The following is a 16,850-nucleotide window of genomic DNA, read 5'->3' as shown; positions in this document are numbered from 1 at the left end:
CCGGCATTGTACTTGAGTTGAAAAAGGATTCTTCAAGAATGACATAATCAGGTTCAAGCAATTTCTTTACAATTTCATAGCTCGCTCAATTTCATTTTCGCCGTGAGCACACTGCGTTCATCTGCCAACTTCGTCCAGGCGAAAATAAGCTCATCGCCGTCGCTCGCCATCCGCGGAAAGCCGCTGGCGCGCGTGGCGCTGGTCGGCGTGACGGCAATGGATTTGCCAATGCCGCCGTCAAATCGAATCCGCCGAATTCGCACTTCCGCATTCGACTCGATCATTTCCATCCAACAAACAACGGCGTCCTTATTGGAAAGCAGGCTCACGGAGACTCGGCCCATCGGATCGCCGTCATCGACGCGAATGGGCCGGCCAAAAGTTTTTCCGCCGTCGCGCGAGAAAATGATTTTCACTTTTGCCGTATCTTTCGCCTCGGTGTACCAGGCGATGGCGGCGTTATTGCCGGCCGTTGCGACGGCCGGGCCATTCACCGGGCACCCGTTGATTTCCCAGCCGTCGTTGAATAAAGTTTCAGGTTGCAACCACGCGCCGTTTTCAAAGCGCGCGACGGCGATATCGCGAATTTCATTTTCCGAACGATCGCGATAAGCGACGATGGCGCCATTCGGCGTAAGTCCCGCGCCGGTTTGGCAGCAGTCGCACACACGATCATCCAACACCGCCTCATTGCAAAAATTTTTATTCATGGCGATATTGGCTGAGCGTATGCTCATGACACCGTTATCATTGCGCCACATGTTGCGGCCATCCAGCCAGACGGCGAGCACGCCGCCGTTTTCCCACGGCAACAGCGAAACGAAGCCGTGCTCGGTCGGCGTGCCATCGGTGTGCGGCGTAATGGGCTCCGTCCAAGAATTTCCGCCATCCGGTGACAAAGAAATCTTCACCGCATAGGCATACTTTTCATTTCCAACTTTGGCGAGCCAATGCGCCGCCAGCGCGCCATTATTTAAAACACAAATGGAAGGAAAATCTGCCCAGTTCACGAACCACTTCTCGCCTTGTGCAATCGTCCTGGCGCTCGACCAGCCGTTTTTTTCCAGCACGCTGAACTTTAAAACGTATCGCTCTTCGGTTAACGATTCAATCCACGACAAATAAATCTTGCCGTCCGGCGCCGAAAAGAGATTTGGCACGCTGCTTCGGTTTTGCGCCGGAGAGGAAAGCGGCTGAATAACCGTTTGAAAATCTCTACTGCTTTCAGAACTGCGGCAACCCAGACTCATTGCGAATACGCCCAGAAAGGCCAATTTTGCTTTCATCGTTTTACAATTTCCCATTTCTGTCAATGTTTATGCTCGTGCTTCACAAAACTCGTGGTCACCTGCTCCTTTTTGATTCCTTTGACGATGCCTTTGTCCTGCTGCCATCCGGTATAGCATTCGACGCAAACATGCTCGCCGCTCTCCAATTCATGCAAACACGGGCAGCTTCCTTCATGTAAGAGACAAAAGTTGCAAGGCTCCTGAATGCAGCAAAAATATTTTCCCGCCTGCGCTAATTCGGTTTTCAGCGCTTTGATATCGGCGCGAACGTCTTCCAATTTCTGTTCGGGCGTTTTTGCAACGGCTGGCGGCTGTGAAGTGCTGCCTGGCGGCGTTTCAGTTTCTTTCGTGCAGGCCGCGAGAAACATCAAAGCGAGCAGCCAATTGACAATAGTTAAACGTTTCATGCGAACTCCTTTCAGTATGCGCATGCAATCATTTGCCGGCGCGATCTTCCGGCAGCTTGCAGCACGCATCGAGATTGGCATAACCCACTGAATCGCGTTTGGTGTCGTTGGCGTCGTAGCCGGCCATGGCGATGGCTTTTTCCAGCGCCGCAAGACTCGTCTTGACATCATCGAAGCTGACTTGCGCGATTTTTGTTTTCAAATCAACTGCCGCTGATTTGACGCCATCCAAGGCCTTCAATGCTTCTTCGACATTGGCCTGGCAACTGCCGCATTGAATGGTCGGAACTTTGATTTCCACTTGACTGGCGGTCTTTTCACTTTTACCACAAGCCATGAGCACCAAGCTCAAAACCATTGCCAAAGATGTTTGCTTGAACATAATGTCTCTCCTTGTTTTTGGTGAATGATATTTGTTTCAATAAACGGCAAAACCTATCTCAAAAAGACTGAGACTCTTTCTTCGCTCTTATTTCCTTCCCCTTCCAAAGATAATAAATCACTGGATAAACTGTCAACTCCAACAATAATGAAGTAAACAAGCCACCGACCATGGGCGCGGCGATGCGCTTCATCACGTCGGCGCCGGTGCCGGCGCTCCACATGATCGGCAGCAGGCCGGCGAACGTGGTGCCGACCGTCATCACTTTCGGACGAATGCGGCGCACGGCGCCTTCGTAAATCGCCTCGCGCAGATGGCCCAATGTTCGCATGAGGCCTTTCTTTTTGGCATTGTCAAAAGCGACGTCGAGATACAACAACATCACCACCCCGGTCTCGGCATCGAGGCCCGCAAGGGCGATCATGCCAACCCACACCGCGATGCTGAAATTGTAGTCGAGCAGATAGAGCAGCCAGATGGCGCCAACCAGCGAGAACGGCACCGCCAGAAACACAATAAGCGTTTTTGTCACCGAGCGCGTGCTGAGATAAATGATCACAAAGATGATAAGAATCGTCAGCGGAATGACGAACATCAACCTTTGTTCGGCGCGTTGCATGTATTCGTATTGCCCGCTCCACACGATGTTATATCCTGGCGGCAGATTGATGTTTTCCGCCACGGCATGCTTCGCCATCTTCACATACGTGCCAATGTCGATGTCTTTGATATCCACGTAGACCCAAACATTCGGCCGCGTGTCTTCCGTGCGAATCACCATCGGGCCTTTGTTGACGCTGATGGTGGTGAGCTGGCCGAGCGGAATTTGTTGTCCGGTTGGAGTCGCCACCAGCACACGCTTGAGCGCCTCAATATTGTCGCGCAGCTCGCGGCTGTAACGCAAATTCACCGGATAGCGCTCAAGCCCTTCGACCGTCGTTGTCACCGCCATGCCGCCCATGGCGGATTGAATGGTGTTGTGAATGTCTTCAACCGTCAAGCCGTAACGCGCGGCTTCATCGCGATTAGTATGGAAATCAACGTAATTGCCGCCGACCGCGCGCTCGGCAAAAGCAGAAAGCGTGTTGGGCACTTGCTTGACGACGGCTTCAACCTCTTTGCCGATGGCTTCGAGTGTCTGCAAACTCGGGCCGGAGATTTTTACGCCGACCGGGGTTTTGATGCCGGTCGAAAGCATGTCAATACGATTTTTGATCGGCATGGTCCACACGTTCGACAAGCCGGGAATTTTCAGCGCCGCATCCATTTCGTTGATGAGCTTGTCCACGGTCATGCCGGGTCGCCACTCGTTTTCCGGTTTGAGCATGATTGTGGTTTCGAGCATGTCAAGCCCCGCCGGGTCAGTGGCGGTTTCGGCGCGGCCGATTTTGCCGTACACGTGATGCACTTCCGGAAATTGGCGAATGATCTTGTCAGTCTGCTGCAAAAGCTCACGCGCTTTGGTGACGCTGATGCCGGGCAAAGTGGTCGGCATGTAGAGCAAGTCTCCTTCATAAAGCGGCGGCATAAACTCGTCGCCGATTTTCGTGAAGGGAAAAATCGTGGCGATGAGGATGATCAAAGCCGCAACGAGCACGGATTTTTTCCAGCGCAGCACGAAGTGCAGCACCGGATCATACAGCTTGATCAAAAAACGGTTGATGGGATTTTTTTCTTCCGGGCGGATGCGGCCGCGAATGAAGAATCCCATCAAAATCGGCACGATGGTAATCGCGAGAAACGCCGAGGCCGCCATCGCGTAGGTTTTGGTGAAAGCCAGCGGTTTGAAGAGCCGGCCCTCTTGCTGTTGCAGAGCAAAGACAGGCAAAAACGAAACCGTCATCACCATCAAAGAATAAAACAGCGAGGGGCCGACCTCTTTTGAGGCATCGGCAATGATCGCCCAATGCTCTTTTTTGCCGGCATCTTGTTCGAGATGCTTGTGCGCGTTTTCGATCATGATGATCGCCGCGTCCACCATCGCGCCGATGGCAATGGCAATGCCGCCGAGCGACATAATGTTGGCGTTGATGCCTTGGTAGTACATGATCAAAAACGAGATCAACACCGCGGTGGGCAAAGTGAAAATCGCGACGAAGCCGCTGCGCAGGTGCAGCAGAAAGATCAAACACACGATGCCGACGACCGCAATTTCTTCAATCAAGCTTTCGCGCAAGTTGGCGATGGCGCGATTGATCAACGCCGAACGGTCGTAAACGGTGACGATCTTCACATCTTCCGGCAAACCGGCCTTCAACACTTCCAGTTTCTTCTTCACCGCGTCGATCACTTTCAGCGCGTTCTCGCCATAGCGCATGACGATGATGCCGCTCACCGCCTCACCCTCGCCGTTCAGCTCGCCAATGCCGCGGCGCATTTCCGGTCCGATTTGCACGTCCGCCACGTCGCGCAGATACACCGGCGTGCCGCTCATCTTATCCACCATCAACGGAATCTTTTTGATGTCGTCCACGGATTTGAGATAACCGAGGCCGCGGATCATGAATTCCGTCTCGCTCATTTCGATACTCTCGCCGCCCACGTCGTGGTTGCTCTTGCGGATGGCCATCATCACCATGTCGAGCGGAATGTTGTAGGCGAGCAGGCGATTGGGATCGACGGTGACTTGATACTGCTTGACGAAGCCGCCGATGCTGGCAACTTCGGAAACGCCTTCAACGGCGCTGAGTTCATATTTCAAATACCAATCTTGAATCGAGCGCAGCTCGGCGAGATCGCGCTTTTCGGAGGTGAGGGCATATTGAAACACCCAGCCGACGCCGGTGGCATCCGGACCGAGCGCGGGCACGACGCCTTTGGGCAAACGATTCGCCGCGTAGTTGAGATACTCGAGCACGCGCGAGCGCGCCCAGTAAATGTCCGTGCCATCTTCGAATATCACATAAACCAGCGAGTAGCCGAAAAACGAGTAGCCGCGCACCACCGTCGAGCGCGGCACCGAGACCATTGCAGTCGTCAAGGGATACGTCACCTGATCTTCAACGATGCGCGGCGATTGGCCGTCGAACTTGGTGTAAATGATCACTTGCACGTCGCTCAAATCCGGAATCGCATCCACCGGCGTGTTGAGCATCGCATAAATGCCGCCGATGATGGCAAAGACGGTGAGCAGGACGACGAGAAATTTGTTGCGAATAGACCAGTCTATGATTTTGGGTAGCATGGTTTCTCCGGTTTACCCTTCTACTCGTACTTGTACTCGTACTCGTACTCGTACTCCTACTCTTACTCTTACTCTTACTCTTACTCTTACTCGATGCTCATAATCAAAAGCGAGTAAGAGTAGGAGTAAGAGTAGGAGTAGGAGTAGGAGTAGGAGTTCGATAAGGAGTTTACTTCACCTCTACGAGTCTCATCCCGCACTTCGGGCAATCGCCGGGCGCGTCCATGATCACTTCAGGATGCATTTCGCAGGTATACTTTTTCCCGCCAGTCTGCTTTGCCTTGCGCGCCGAATGCTCAGTCGACTTGCTTTCTTCCCGCATCTGGTGTCCCTCGTATTCCCCACCCACAGTTGGCTCCTTGTCTTGCAAGGCTCCTTGGCTCCTTGCCTCACCGTGTCCGGCATGAGTGCTGGTGAACTGTGCAATGGCCGCGCGCAAATTGCTTTCAGAGTCGATCAAGAATTGTGAAGAAACGACGAGCTGCTCGCCTTCGTGCAAGCCTTCGAGAATTTGCATTTGGCCTTCAGCAACCAGACCGGCTCTCACTTCGCGCACGTCGAAATAGCCGCCGTCGCGCGCCACGATGGCGACAAGCCGTTCGCCGCTGCGGATGATGGCTTGCTCGGGCACGGCAATGGTTTCTTCACCCATTTCAGATTTCAAACGCACGGTTGCAAACATCTCCGGCCGCAGTTGAATCTCGCCGGCCGGGTTGGCGAATTCCAGGCGGACTTTGGCGGTGCGGCTTTCCATCGCCAGCATGGGATAGATGTAGGTGACTTTGCCGGTAAAGGTTCTGCCAGGAATAAAAGAAAGCTCCATTTCCGCAGGTTCGCCGGCTTTGATCCACGGCAGCTCGTATTCATAAACATCCGCCATTACCCACACTTTCGAGAGGTCGACGATTTTGAACATGTCCATGCCGGGCATGACCGCGGCGCCTTGCACAACCATTTTTTCCATCACGATGCCGTCAGCGGGAGAGTAGAAAGTCAGTGTGCGCCGCGGTTTGCCAGTCTTTTCCAGCTCGGCGATTTGAGCATCTGTGACATCCCAAAACTCCAACCGCCGGCGTGCGCTCTCGACCAGGCTCGACGAGCCGGCCAGCGTCTCTTTCAATTCGCTGCCGCTCACGGCATTTTGATAGCGTAAGGCGAGAAGGTATTCTTCCTGCGTTGAAACCAAGTCTGGCGAATAAATCTCCAGCAGTGGCTGGCCCTTTTTCACGGGCTGGCCGGTGACATTCACATAAAGCTTCTCCACCCAGCCCATGATCTTGGTGTTCACCGCGTAGAGCTTGGATTCGTCCACTTCGACTTTGCCGACGGTGCGAATCGCTTTTGCGAGCTTGCGTTTTTGCACCGCTTCGGTTTTGACGCCGATGTTTTGCACGACGGTCGGATCGATTTTGATCGCGCTGCCGGGCTGCTCTTCCTCTTCACCTTCATAAACCGGCACCATGTCCATGCCGCAATCCGGCGCTTTCGCCGGCTTTGGCGAAGTGAGCCAGGGGTGCATCGGGTCTTTGTAGTAGAGAATCTTGCGGTCTTTTTTATCCACCGACGAGGGTACGTCGGTGGTTGCAATTTGCCCGGCCTTCTTTTCGCAAGCCATCAGAAAGATGGCGAGCAACAAAAGACAAGAGCCAAATGAGAGCATTCGAGATTGCATAATCTACCTCTTCACAAAAACATAAATCCTTTTAGTGAGATAGTCCCCGCCCCTTGTGGGCGGCTGTCGAGAAGGAAAGAACCGGATTATCGACAGTGCTCCACAAGGGGGCGGGACTACTTATTTATTGATAAACTCGACGCCAACGGCAAACTCCAACTCCGCCAGCCGCGTGCCGAAATCGGCCAGGGCCTGATGCGCTGCGAGTTTGAGATCGCGCAGCGTGCGCTGGCTGTCCAGCAGCATGAGAAAATCCACCTTGTTGTTCTCGTAAGCGGCGCGGCTGGCCAGCAGCGACTGCTCGGCTTGCGGGATGACGGTGTTTTGAAAAATCCGCACGCTGCGGCCCGCTTGCTCGACTTTGTAAAAGGCGCTTTCAACTTCGGCGCGCACCATGTTGCGCATGGATTGCAGACCGGCGTCCGCCATTTGAAAGTTGGCCTCGGCCTCCTGCACACGCAAATTCTCCTTACGCCAAAAATAGAGTGGCAGGTTGAATGAGACCATGGCATCCCACATCTTCATCGCCGGCATCTTGCGATGCGTGAAACTCAACATGAAATCAGGAAAATAATCGCGACGGGCCAGGCGTCCGGAGAGCCGGTACATTTCCGCCATCGCCAGCATATTCTGCAATTCCGGACGATGAGCATACGCCGTTTGCACCAACGAATCCAGATTGAAGGAATAGTGGCGCGGATCGAAATGTTCGTGAATCACCGGCACGTGGCTGCCGGCCGGACGATCCCGCAGCGCGTTGAGCATGGCCGCCATCGAGCCGCGTTCCTGCGCCAGCATCAGGCTGTCGTTGAACATCATTGAATATTCGGTCTGCGCCTTGATGAGGTCCGGCTGTGATCCCATGCCGGTGGCGTATTTGACATTGGCGATCGCGATGAATTGTTTCATCAGCTCGCGGTTTTCGCGGTTGATTTCGAGATCGTAGTCGAGGTGAAAGAGCATGAAGTACGTTCTTTTCACCTCGGTCAGCACTTGCAGCGTGACGCGTGCATACTCCGCGCTGCTGGCCTCGGCCTCGCGCTTTGCCATGCCGGACATCAGCCCGAGCTTGCCCGGGAAATCGAACATCTGGCTGATGGTGATCGCGCGCTCGTACTGCAAGGCATTGCGCAAGGGATAGGGCACGTCCATCACCTGCAAGCTGATTTGCGGATCAGCGAGCGTGCCGGCCGGCTTGATGCGCGCTTGCATGGCCTGCCATTTTTTCTCCGCGGCCCGAATCTCGGGATTGCGGGCGCGCGCCTCACGGAGAAGGGCGGCAAGGCTGAGGGTTCCGCCATGATCGCCTTGCGCCAACGCTGCCCCGCTCATTCCGAGACCAAGCAGCAGGCAGAACGTGAATTTGAGAGAGACTTCAGTTTTCATGGTTCAATTTGGATGAGAGATTCTGTTTCGCGGCCGCATGGTTTTGCCCGGTAACGTAAAGCCGTTGCCCGGTTTTGCCAGCCACCGGCGCAGGTTGCAGAGCGTATTTGAAAATCGTCCAGAGAATCTTGTAACTTGCCAAGACCACGCCTTTCACCGTACCCGAGACTTTCGAGACGCCGATGCGCTTGCGATAGCGCACCGGCATTTCCTGCACGCGCAAGCCGGCGCGGGCTGCTTTGATCTGCATTTCCACGGTCCAGCCGTAGTCGCGATCCTGCATGTTGAGCCGTTTCAGTGCGGGCATGGCGATGGCGCGGAAGGGGCCGAGGTCGGTGTAGCGCGCGCCCCAAAACAGCTTCATGAGCTGGCACGCCAGCCAGCCGCCGAAGCGTTGCTGTGGCGTCAAGGAACCCCGCTCGCGTTGGCCGAGCACGCGCGAGCCGACAATCATGTCGGCTTCTCCCGCCACGATCGGTGCAATCAGTGCCGGAATTTCCTCGGGGTAATCGCTGTAATCGCCATCGAGAAAGACGATCAGGTCTGCGCCGAGCTGTGCGGCCGCGTTCACGCCGGTGAGACAGGCGGCGCCATAGCCGGCCTGTGGCTCCTCCACCACCTGCGCTCCTGCGGCCCGCGCCACCGCGGCGGTGTGATCGCTGGAATTGTTGTTGGCAACGATGATCGCACTCACCGGCGGTTGCGGAATCGCCGCGACCACTTTGCCGATGGCGCGTTCTTCATTGCAAGCTGGAATCACGACGGCCACTTTCATGCGGACCTTTCCATGCCTGTCGCCGCAGAATTGGCACGAGGCGCCGGCAAACTTCAAGCAAGTGCCGAAGCCCTCGCACGCCAGCGGCGCGAGGTAATGACAAAATTGCCGTTAAAGATGTGTGAAAAAAACGAAGAGGGCGTACGACTCCCTCGCAATCGGTTCTAAATGAGGAAAACGGCGAGCAGCCGGTAGCGTTGATTGGAGGCAAGGAGGGTATGCGAGGCAAGATAGTCCGGCGCGGCATTCACCTCATGTTGCTGCTGTTGCGCAGGGGCGCTGATGGGCAGACCGACCGCCAGCGCGAGAAGCGTGCGCAGCGCTTGTCCGGCAGTGACCGGAACAAGCGTTGCTTCGTCAGCGGCCGGTCCGGACTCGTTGGTGCAGCACATCATGGTCGCCAAGGGCTTGCTTTCGCAACAGGGTGATTTGGGGGAACTCGCGGAAGGCATTGGACAGCAGGAGGCCGCACCCTCTATTCGCGACAACGGCATGCAGGAAAACAACAAAGCGACGGCGAGCAGCAGAGCGATTGCTCGCCGGAGCGGTACGGCAGATTCTTTTCTTCTACTGTCGAGCATGCGCAGTGGATAACAAGGTTCAAGCAAGATTAATTTTGCAGCTCTCGGATCTGTTGAATGACACAGCGAAATCTATCGATTTTGTGGAAATTCGCAAGGAACATTTTTCAGTGCAGCGAGGAAAGCGGTGCAGACATGTTTACCGTCAGCAGAGCGCCGGTCGCGCGGTTCGCAACAGCAACATGAGATCATTTCGGCAAGGCGCGGCAGGCAAGACGGCCGGGAAGAACCTCATGGCGGCAGTCTCCGCTGATGCGGCAGCGGAGGGGTCAGCTCTGCGCACTCTGCCGAGGCTACTTGAACACCACCTGCGCGGTGGCATCTTCCACGTAGATTATTTCATGGCCCTCGACCCACTTTCCATTCTGCAGGTATTGTGACTTGCTTACCATCTTGCCCTCCGGCGTCACTTCACCGGTGCCTTTGACTTCGGTGATGCCGTTGGAATCGCCGGTCACATATTCGTGGCTGGTGAACTTGCTGCCCTCGATGGTCAGCGTGCCGGTAGTGTAGAATCCCGCGGTGGTGAAGTAATAGAAGACCAGGCTTTGTTTGGCTTTGTCCCAAAACATGATGGTCTCGCCGCCATACTCGCCGTCATTAACGGAATGGAGGATGCGAACGGCGTTGCCGTTCAGTGCGCGTTCCCAGCGCGACACATCGAACATGGGCTTTTCTTTGGTCGAATGCTTGAATTCACCTTTCCAGGTTTTGCCGAGAAACGGCTTGAACGGGCCGAGTTGCTCGATAAGCTCTTCCTGCGCTGTGGCCGGCGCCTGGACTGCCAACAACAAGATCGCCAGGCTCAGCAAAAGAAACTGCTTGATCATATCGAATCTCCTTGATGAGAATTACGATCGGCGGGCAATCAAACGGGCCGCCTGCCCGCCGCCACTTCTTGTTGGTCCAAAAAAGTGAGCGATGACCTTCAATGCGCCGCGGCTGGTCTGCCGTATTTTTGCGTGGCATAGCCCAGAATCAAGCCCACGATCGTTCCCGGAATCATGATTTGCAGCCAGTAATGCTTGCCGGAAGGATCAGGCATGGCCGCGACCAACGTGGCCAACGCCAGCCCGACGAGAGCACCGAAGATCAAGCCGCTTTTGAGCGAGGTGACTTTGCGTGCGAAGAAACCGATAATCAGCCCGGCGAGCAAGCCCTTGACTGATGAGCCCAGCAGAATGCCCGTCATGGCGGATCCCACCTCGGGACTGGTGGCAATATCCGGTTCCAGCAAGGCCGTCAGGCCGTCGAAGATGCCGAGCACGGTTCCCAGGATCAAACCCAACACCGGCTTTGACATGATTTTCTCCTTACTGAGTGAAAGGTGAATGGCGCAACCTGTCTGTGGCAGTTGTGCTACGGTTCCATTAAACCCTGCGGATTGATCCTTTAAGGCCGCAGCCAAAAAAACAGCAGAATTCTCACCAGCAGATAGACCAGCACCAGCAATACCATGAATTGATAGCGCCGCAGCCAGCGCCACACGATTTCGAACAGACTTTCCTTGTAGGACGAGACCGAAAGGCCGTTGAGAAAGCGTTCAATATCCTGCGCGAGCGCGAGGGCAGTGGCATATCGTTGTTCTTTGCTCGCAGCCATGGCGGTGGCAACGATGGCCGCGAGTGACTTGGGAATCCTGCCGCCACCGGCGGATTGGAACAAACGCGCACCGGGCTTGTGCGCGTTGCCCGCCTCGGGCACAGGCCCGTACAGCAAGAACCGCAGGATGGCGCCCAGCGCGTATACATCGGTGCGTTGATCAATATCATCAACCTCGCCACGCTGCTGCTCCGGCGCCATGTAGGCCGGCGTGCCCAGCACTGTTCCGTGTTGGGTTGGATGCGCGCCCTCGGGCGCAACCGGCCGGCCGGCATCGCCGAATTGATGCTCGGAGCCAACCGGCATCTTCCCGCTCTCGCCGGCCGTCACGATTTTCGCCAGGCCCCAATCCATCACCTGCACTTCGCCGAACGCGCCCACCATGATGTTTTCCGGCTTGAGATCGCGATGAATCACGCCGCCGGCATGCGCGAAGGCAACCGCTTCGCAGACTTTCTGGAAAATGCGTAGACGATTCGGCAGCGTGCTTGCGCTGCGGGCGAATTGATCGAGGCGCTGGCCCTGTACGAATTTCATCACATAAAACACGCGGCCATCGGGCAGAGTGCCGACATCGTGAACCGGCACGATGGAGGGGTGTTCGAGTTGGGCGATCACCCGCGCTTCGCGCAACAGGCGCGCCGACCATTCTCCCGAGGCATCGGGCACATGCAGCACTTTCAGCGCGACCGTGCGCTGAAGCTGCGTGTCTTCGGCGAGATAGATCGTTCCCATGCCGCCTTGGGCGTGCTTTTCGAGCAGCCGGTAGCGGGTGGCGCTGAGATCGGGCAATTGCACCAGCTCCTGCAGGTGTTGCAACAGGTTGTCCGAAAGCCAGGCCATATGTTTCTCATTTGCCGAGCGGCTGGTGCAGCACTTCCTTACTTGCGATCTGGTGGAAGCCGTTGGTGGGCTTGCCGTTGCGTGGCAATATCACCTGCGCCAACTCCGCTTTGAGGTAGGCGTTGGGATCGTGCTGCAGCGCACCCGGCGGCAACCATTCCCACAGCGGCCCCAAATCCTGGCGAACGCGCTGCTGGTAGAATGCCGGAACTTCGAGGGTCTCCTGCTCGAAAAACTGCCGCAGCGGCCGGTCACTCTCGAGCCGCTGCCGCAACTCGGTGTAGTGTTTGATCCGGCCGAAGCCCTCGGTGGACACGGCGCGCACGACATTCATCCAGCGGGGAATGGCGGCCTCGATCGCCTGCCAGCGCCGGCCGATGGCGCGCCAGGAAAAGGTGTAGCGGGTCAAATCCGCCACACGATCATAAAACTCCGGCCAGGAGTAGTTTTTCGGTTTCACATTCATCGCCTGATTGTTGTTCAGAAAGTGAAACGGAAAGGGAATGACGCGATTGTGGCGTTGATACTCGAGATTGAGTTGGGCCGCCTGGCCGAAGGCGGAGAGCAGGGAGAAGCCGGGAAACACGCCGGGCGAGAGATCCACGAAGCGTTTGGTTAGCTCGAAGGGTTCCGGTCCTTCGTCGCCGTCGAGGCCGAGCACGAAATTGGCCTGCACATAGGGAATGTAGCGCATGATCAAATTGAGATGGTCGGATACCTGACGCACTTTTTCCATGCCTTGCGCCGCGCCGGTTTTGGATTTGTTGCCGAGCTCAAACCACGATTCGATTCCCGGCAGCAGCGCTTTGAAGCCGTTGCGCTGTAGCCGTTTCAGGTTGGGTTCCGCCAGCAGCGACAGGCTGCTCTCTGCAATGAAATCGATGCGGCCCGGCGGCACCGCCTCTTCAATGGCATCCATGAAATCGCTGAAGCGCACGCCAAAGTTGGGGTCATGCCAGGCGACGCGGGGCCGTTTGACCGTTTTCAGCAGGAAGCGCAGATCCTCTTTTAGCAGGTTGAAGTCGAGCGGCTGATAGGGCACGGCGGCGTCAATGCAGAAGCTGCAGGTGTAGGGGCAACCCAAGCTGCCGAGCATGGGCACGATCTTGATGAGCGGCGCTTTTTGCAGTGTCGGCGCGATGAACTTCCACCGCTCGGCTACGCCCGGGAGCGCAGTGGGCTGCTGCGCCGCCTGCAAATGAATGCCGAGCGGCCGGTGTTGCGAGCAATCCTGCAGCACCTCGCGAATCACTGCTTTGTCGGTGAACCCGAGCACGTAATCGAAATACTGCTGCGCATCCTGCGGGTAACAGCGCGCGTGCGGCCCGCCCAGCACGGTGACCGCGCCGTTTTGGCGGAATCGGTTGCTCAGGGCATAGGCGAGTTGCGCCGCCTGGGTGAAGGCGCCAATGAACACCAGATCCACCTGATCCGGCAGTTCGGCCTGCAGATCCTCGAAACCGGTGTAACAGACGAGTGTGACCTCATGCCCCTCCTCTTCACACCAGAGGGAAAGCACTTGCGGCATGATGCTGGCGAAATTGGCGTTCATGACGCGGGCGAACAGGGCGCGGGTGGGCGCTTTGGTCACGAGATCGATGACGCCGATGCGCAGTTTGCGCATGGTTGCTCCAGAAAAGGATTTGAGAATCACGTTGCTCACGCGAATACGGCTGCGCGGAGGCTCAAGCGCGGCGAAACCGCCGGCCTGCACCCCGGCTGCCGGATCCTGCGGAGAATTGAATTGGGAACAAAGAATCGTAAGCTGCGCCGGTTTTTCAACTGGCTGAAAGCTGAGGCTTTTCGCGCAAGGCGGCAGTCAGCGCCGCAAAGGTTGAGCTTTCATGGCATCAAAGAAGCGATTGCCTGCCGCGCCATTTCAGTCTCGCGGAAGGCAGGCACACAGTATCTTGTTCCACGCTGGAGCTTCCCTGCCGAGATGATCGCCACGCTTGGCATGAGCGCGCATTCTTGATGGCGGGAATCTGCTGCGCGAGGACAAAACCAGTCAGCGCAATTTCAAGCCCAGCACGAGGCGGGCCTCTTCGGTAAATTCCTGATCGGAAGCGGTAAGCTCGCGCAGCTTTTCCAGCAGCATGCGGCGAAACTCGCGGCGCACAAAGGCGAGATGATTGTTGACCTGAGTGACCGGCAGGTTGAATTCCTGCGCCAGTTGTTCGTAGGTGACCTTCGCAGCGGGGTTTTCTTCCAGATCATAGCGTTCGAACAATTGCAGCGCCACCTGTTTGTTGCGGCGCCGGCATTCGGCGCGCAGCGCTGCGAGTGCCAGGGCAAACAGGCTGCGCAACCATTCCTGGTCAAAGAAAGTATCCACCGCCGCCGGGTCGGGAATCTCGAGTTGTTGGAGTTCGCCCTCCGCGCTTTCGAAATCCAGCGAGAGCAATTCGGCGCCGCCGCCGCGCTTGAGGCGGCGCGCGGCCTTGGCTTCATTGGCGGCATGACCGTCCAGGCAGGTGCGGAGAAACGTGCGAAAGCGCGCCTGAGCGGGGTCGTAGTTTTGGAAATAGCCCTTCTCCAGCGCCAGCGTGAAGAAGCCCTGCGTGAGGTCTTTGGCATCCTCGTTCGATTTGCGCCATTGCAGACGCAGGTATTTGTACACCGGCTTCCAGTAGGCGGAGACGATCGCGCCAAAGGAACGCTGGCGTTCATTGGCGTCCGGGCTGCGCAACGCAACGATCGCCGACCAGCGCGTGCGCGGGAATTGCTCCTGCGCGCCGCCGAGGAGAGTGTCGTCCGGCATGTGGAAAATCCAGATCAGATGAAATTTGTTCTGCTTTTGCTTGTGAATGCCCTCACAGAAGATTCTCACAGTCAAGGCGGAAGCCGGGCTGCGGCTGGCAGCACAGGCAAATCCCGCTTGCAGCTTTGGCTATGGTTGATTAGTATTTTCGCAGTAGATTCATTGCTTCAGAAGCAAAACACTTTCCCAGCGAATGGAAACAACCCGACTGGCAAAAGCGCCTGCCCTCCAAAGGCCACAACCTCCTAGGGACTTGATGCGATGTCTCTTCTCAAACACTATCTGGCGCCGGCAGCAGGGCTGCTGATTGTCATCTGCCTTGCGATTTATTGGAGCCAACAAGACTATGCCTGGACCGGATGGCGGCCGGCGAGTTGCATGCCGGCCTCGTGTTTCTGTGAAGCCATCCAGCCCGGCGCGATCGCCCAACCCGCCAACACCTGGTCCGGCTTGAGTTTCACACTGGTCGGACTGTTCGTGCTTGGGCTGTGCCGGCAGGATCAGGTAGCAGACACCAAGCGCCGATGCCCGAACCTGATGACGCGGCAGTGCAGCTATGCGGTGATCTACGGCCTCACGCTGATTCTGATCGGGCTTGGCACCGCGTTTTATCATGCCTCACTGACGTTGGCCGGCCAATTCGCCGATCTCATGGGAATGTATTTGTTCGCGACTTTCATCCTGCTTTACAATCTCGCGCGTGCCCGGCCGATACGCAAACGCGTGTTCGTGGCGGCCTACGTTATTTCGAACCTCGTGCTGGCCGGTCTGCTGCTCGAAGCACCGTTTCTGCGGCGGTGGATTTTCGGCGGTCTCATTCTCGCGGCGTTGTGGCTGGAATGGCGCCGGTCCACTCCGGTTCACGCTGATGCGCGCCTGCTGTATGCCGCGCTGCTCTCACTGCTCGCGGGCTTCGCGGCTTGGCTGGTTGATTACACCAAAATCCTGTGTGCGCCGACAAGCTGGCTGCAGGGCCACGCGCTTTGGCATGTGCTGGGCGCGGCGTCTGGCGTCTGGCTGTTTTTCTACTATCGGTCGGAGGAGAGAGCCGACATGCCGCTGCTTTGAGCCTACCGCCCGTGCTTGCGGCCTGCCTGCGTTGACGGGCCACCGCCTCACGTACTTTTGCCCCAACGCAGAGGATAGACCAGGCGCGCCAGCAATCCATTGGGAAAACGCTCCATGCCCTCGAACCCCAGCCGTTCGGGTTGTTCCCGGTCTGCCGGCCAGTAGGCAGTGCCGAACAGCCAATCCCACAAGCTGAAAATCACGGCGAAATTCTTGCCGTGCCCGCCGCGCAGAATGATATCATGATGCCAAACATGCATGCGGGGAGAATTGATGAGGTAGCGCAAAGGCCCCCAGCTTATCTTCAAATTGGAATGATTGAGGTGCCCGATCAGCGTGCCGAACACGGCGAGCGCGAGCAAGACATTGCCCTCGACGCCGAGCATGACCAGCGGCAAGTAGGTCAGGCTTTGATACACCACGGTTTCCATCCAATGAAAGCGGAAGTTGCCGATCCAATCGAGCTCCTCGATGCTGTGATGCAGTTTGTGAAACTCCCACAGCCAGGGCACGCGGTGCAGCAGATTGTGAATGCACCACTCCAGAAAGTCTTTGAGGATGAGAAGAGTGAAAAACTGCAGCCAAAGCGGATAGCCGGCCATGAGTTTGATGGTGTCGGGTGGCGGCACGTGCCAGGCACCGAGCAACTGATTCACCTGCTGCAGGAACCAACTGCCTACGTGCGCCAGCAGCAGGCCGGCATAGTGGCCGTTGAAGACGAGCCAGAAAAAATCCTGGCCGATTTGCTTGCGCCAGGCCTTTTGCTGCCGCCGCCAGGGCGCGATGCGCTCCAGCACCCAGCAGAACAGGGAAACCACCAGCAACCAGAAGAAATAGCCGCGGGTATCCCAGATGATCTGCAGCATGAATTCGCTTTCTTGATATGAGGAATTGGCTGAA

General features: G+C 56.7%; 15 protein-coding genes and 1 pseudogene. 2 read left to right on the top strand and 14 right to left on the bottom strand.

The window, feature by feature from the left end:
* Positions 1-74: 74 nt before the first annotated feature.
* From L6R21_03480 to L6R21_03445, 8 genes and pseudogenes are all read right to left on the bottom strand, one after another.
* Complete coding sequence (locus L6R21_03480; GenBank protein MCK6558236.1) at positions 75-1,313, bottom strand: glycoside hydrolase; 1,239 nt, start codon at positions 1,311-1,313, stop codon at positions 75-77.
* On the bottom strand, positions 1,310-1,696 hold the full coding sequence (locus tag L6R21_03475; protein MCK6558235.1) for a hypothetical protein: 387 nt from the start codon (positions 1,694-1,696) through the stop codon (positions 1,310-1,312). Before L6R21_03475 ends, L6R21_03480 begins: the two co-directional genes overlap by 4 nt.
* A 28-nt stretch (positions 1,697-1,724) precedes the next feature.
* Positions 1,725-2,078, bottom strand: coding sequence for a heavy-metal-associated domain-containing protein (locus L6R21_03470; protein ID MCK6558234.1), 354 nt, complete (start codon positions 2,076-2,078; stop codon positions 1,725-1,727).
* A 58-nt stretch (positions 2,079-2,136) separates the two neighbouring features.
* Positions 2,137-5,262, bottom strand: coding sequence for an efflux RND transporter permease subunit (locus L6R21_03465; protein ID MCK6558233.1), 3,126 nt, complete (start codon positions 5,260-5,262; stop codon positions 2,137-2,139).
* A gap of 169 nt (positions 5,263-5,431) precedes the next feature.
* Positions 5,432-6,934: an efflux RND transporter periplasmic adaptor subunit gene (locus tag L6R21_03460; protein MCK6558232.1), complete on the bottom strand. Its 1,503-nt coding sequence runs from the start codon at positions 6,932-6,934 to the stop codon at positions 5,432-5,434.
* Positions 6,935-7,054: 120 nt separating this feature from the next.
* The gene (locus tag L6R21_03455; GenBank protein ID MCK6558231.1) at positions 7,055-8,320 is read right to left on the bottom strand and encodes a TolC family protein; all 1,266 of its coding nucleotides are present in this window, start codon (positions 8,318-8,320) and stop codon (positions 7,055-7,057) included.
* Between the two features lie 103 nt (positions 8,321-8,423).
* Positions 8,424-9,095 (bottom strand): annotated as a pseudogene (locus L6R21_03450) (glycosyltransferase family 2 protein).
* A gap of 164 nt (positions 9,096-9,259) precedes the next feature.
* Positions 9,260-9,490 carry a hypothetical protein gene (locus L6R21_03445; GenBank protein MCK6558230.1) on the bottom strand — a complete coding sequence of 77 codons (231 nt, stop codon included), beginning with the start codon at positions 9,488-9,490 and terminating at the stop codon, positions 9,260-9,262.
* Between L6R21_03445 and L6R21_03440 the strand changes: the two genes are divergently transcribed.
* Positions 9,489-9,689 (top strand): hypothetical protein, encoded by a 201-nt coding sequence (locus L6R21_03440; protein MCK6558229.1) that lies wholly within the window; start codon positions 9,489-9,491, stop codon positions 9,687-9,689. The two genes, L6R21_03445 and L6R21_03440, sit on opposite strands and share 2 nt — an antisense overlap.
* 280 nt (positions 9,690-9,969) lie before the next feature.
* On the opposite strand, the gene L6R21_03435 is transcribed toward L6R21_03440, so the two are convergent.
* The 5 genes from L6R21_03435 to L6R21_03415 form a co-directional block, all read right to left on the bottom strand.
* Positions 9,970-10,506 carry a hypothetical protein gene (locus L6R21_03435; GenBank protein MCK6558228.1) on the bottom strand — a complete coding sequence of 179 codons (537 nt, stop codon included), beginning with the start codon at positions 10,504-10,506 and terminating at the stop codon, positions 9,970-9,972.
* Positions 10,507-10,604: 98 nt separating this feature from the next.
* Positions 10,605-10,979, bottom strand: coding sequence for a hypothetical protein (locus L6R21_03430; protein ID MCK6558227.1), 375 nt, complete (start codon positions 10,977-10,979; stop codon positions 10,605-10,607).
* An 89-nt stretch (positions 10,980-11,068) separates the two neighbouring features.
* Positions 11,069-12,121, bottom strand: coding sequence for a serine/threonine protein kinase (locus tag L6R21_03425; GenBank protein ID MCK6558226.1), 1,053 nt, complete (start codon positions 12,119-12,121; stop codon positions 11,069-11,071).
* Positions 12,122-12,128: 7 nt separating this feature from the next.
* The gene (locus L6R21_03420) at positions 12,129-13,745 is read right to left on the bottom strand and encodes a radical SAM protein (GenBank protein ID MCK6558225.1); all 1,617 of its coding nucleotides are present in this window, start codon (positions 13,743-13,745) and stop codon (positions 12,129-12,131) included.
* A 384-nt stretch (positions 13,746-14,129) separates the two neighbouring features.
* Entirely contained in the window at positions 14,130-14,882 is a 753-nt protein-coding gene (locus L6R21_03415; protein MCK6558224.1) for a sigma-70 family RNA polymerase sigma factor, read from the bottom strand.
* A 261-nt stretch (positions 14,883-15,143) separates the two neighbouring features.
* On the opposite strand from L6R21_03415, the gene L6R21_03410 reads away from it, so the two are divergent.
* Complete coding sequence (locus L6R21_03410) at positions 15,144-15,950, top strand: ceramidase domain-containing protein (GenBank protein ID MCK6558223.1); 807 nt, start codon at positions 15,144-15,146, stop codon at positions 15,948-15,950.
* Between the two features lie 47 nt (positions 15,951-15,997).
* On the opposite strand, the gene L6R21_03405 is transcribed toward L6R21_03410, so the two are convergent.
* Entirely contained in the window at positions 15,998-16,816 is an 819-nt protein-coding gene (locus L6R21_03405; GenBank protein ID MCK6558222.1) for a sterol desaturase family protein, read from the bottom strand.
* Positions 16,817-16,850: the final 34 nt, after the last annotated feature.

The organism is bacterium (assembly GCA_023150945.1).
In the GTDB taxonomy this organism is placed as follows: domain Bacteria; phylum Zhuqueibacterota; class Zhuqueibacteria; order Zhuqueibacterales; family Zhuqueibacteraceae; genus Coneutiohabitans.
This window is presented reverse-complemented; position numbering and strand designations above follow the sequence as displayed.

Excerpts from the sequence above, each read along its gene's own strand:
- L6R21_03405 (MCK6558222.1), bottom strand. The coding sequence starts at position 16,816 with ATGCTGCAGATCATCTGGGATACCCGCGGCTATTTCTTCTGGTTGCTG.
- L6R21_03420 (MCK6558225.1), bottom strand. The coding sequence starts at position 13,745 with ATGCGCAAACTGCGCATCGGCGTCATCGATCTCGTGACCAAAGCGCCC.
- L6R21_03445 (MCK6558230.1), bottom strand. The coding sequence starts at position 9,490 with ATGATGTGCTGCACCAACGAGTCCGGACCGGCCGCTGACGAAGCAACG.
- L6R21_03465 (MCK6558233.1), bottom strand. The coding sequence starts at position 5,262 with ATGCTACCCAAAATCATAGACTGGTCTATTCGCAACAAATTTCTCGTC.
- L6R21_03460 (MCK6558232.1), bottom strand. The coding sequence starts at position 6,934 with ATGCAATCTCGAATGCTCTCATTTGGCTCTTGTCTTTTGTTGCTCGCC.
- L6R21_03415 (MCK6558224.1), bottom strand. The coding sequence starts at position 14,882 with ATGCCGGACGACACTCTCCTCGGCGGCGCGCAGGAGCAATTCCCGCGC.
- L6R21_03425 (MCK6558226.1), bottom strand. The coding sequence starts at position 12,121 with ATGGCCTGGCTTTCGGACAACCTGTTGCAACACCTGCAGGAGCTGGTG.
- L6R21_03475 (MCK6558235.1), bottom strand. The coding sequence starts at position 1,696 with ATGAAACGTTTAACTATTGTCAATTGGCTGCTCGCTTTGATGTTTCTC.
- L6R21_03410 (MCK6558223.1), top strand. The coding sequence starts at position 15,144 with ATGTCTCTTCTCAAACACTATCTGGCGCCGGCAGCAGGGCTGCTGATT.
- L6R21_03470 (MCK6558234.1), bottom strand. The coding sequence starts at position 2,078 with ATGTTCAAGCAAACATCTTTGGCAATGGTTTTGAGCTTGGTGCTCATG.
- L6R21_03440 (MCK6558229.1), top strand. The coding sequence starts at position 9,489 with ATGGTCGCCAAGGGCTTGCTTTCGCAACAGGGTGATTTGGGGGAACTC.
- L6R21_03430 (MCK6558227.1), bottom strand. The coding sequence starts at position 10,979 with ATGTCAAAGCCGGTGTTGGGTTTGATCCTGGGAACCGTGCTCGGCATC.
- L6R21_03455 (MCK6558231.1), bottom strand. The coding sequence starts at position 8,320 with ATGAAAACTGAAGTCTCTCTCAAATTCACGTTCTGCCTGCTGCTTGGT.
- L6R21_03435 (MCK6558228.1), bottom strand. The coding sequence starts at position 10,506 with ATGATCAAGCAGTTTCTTTTGCTGAGCCTGGCGATCTTGTTGTTGGCA.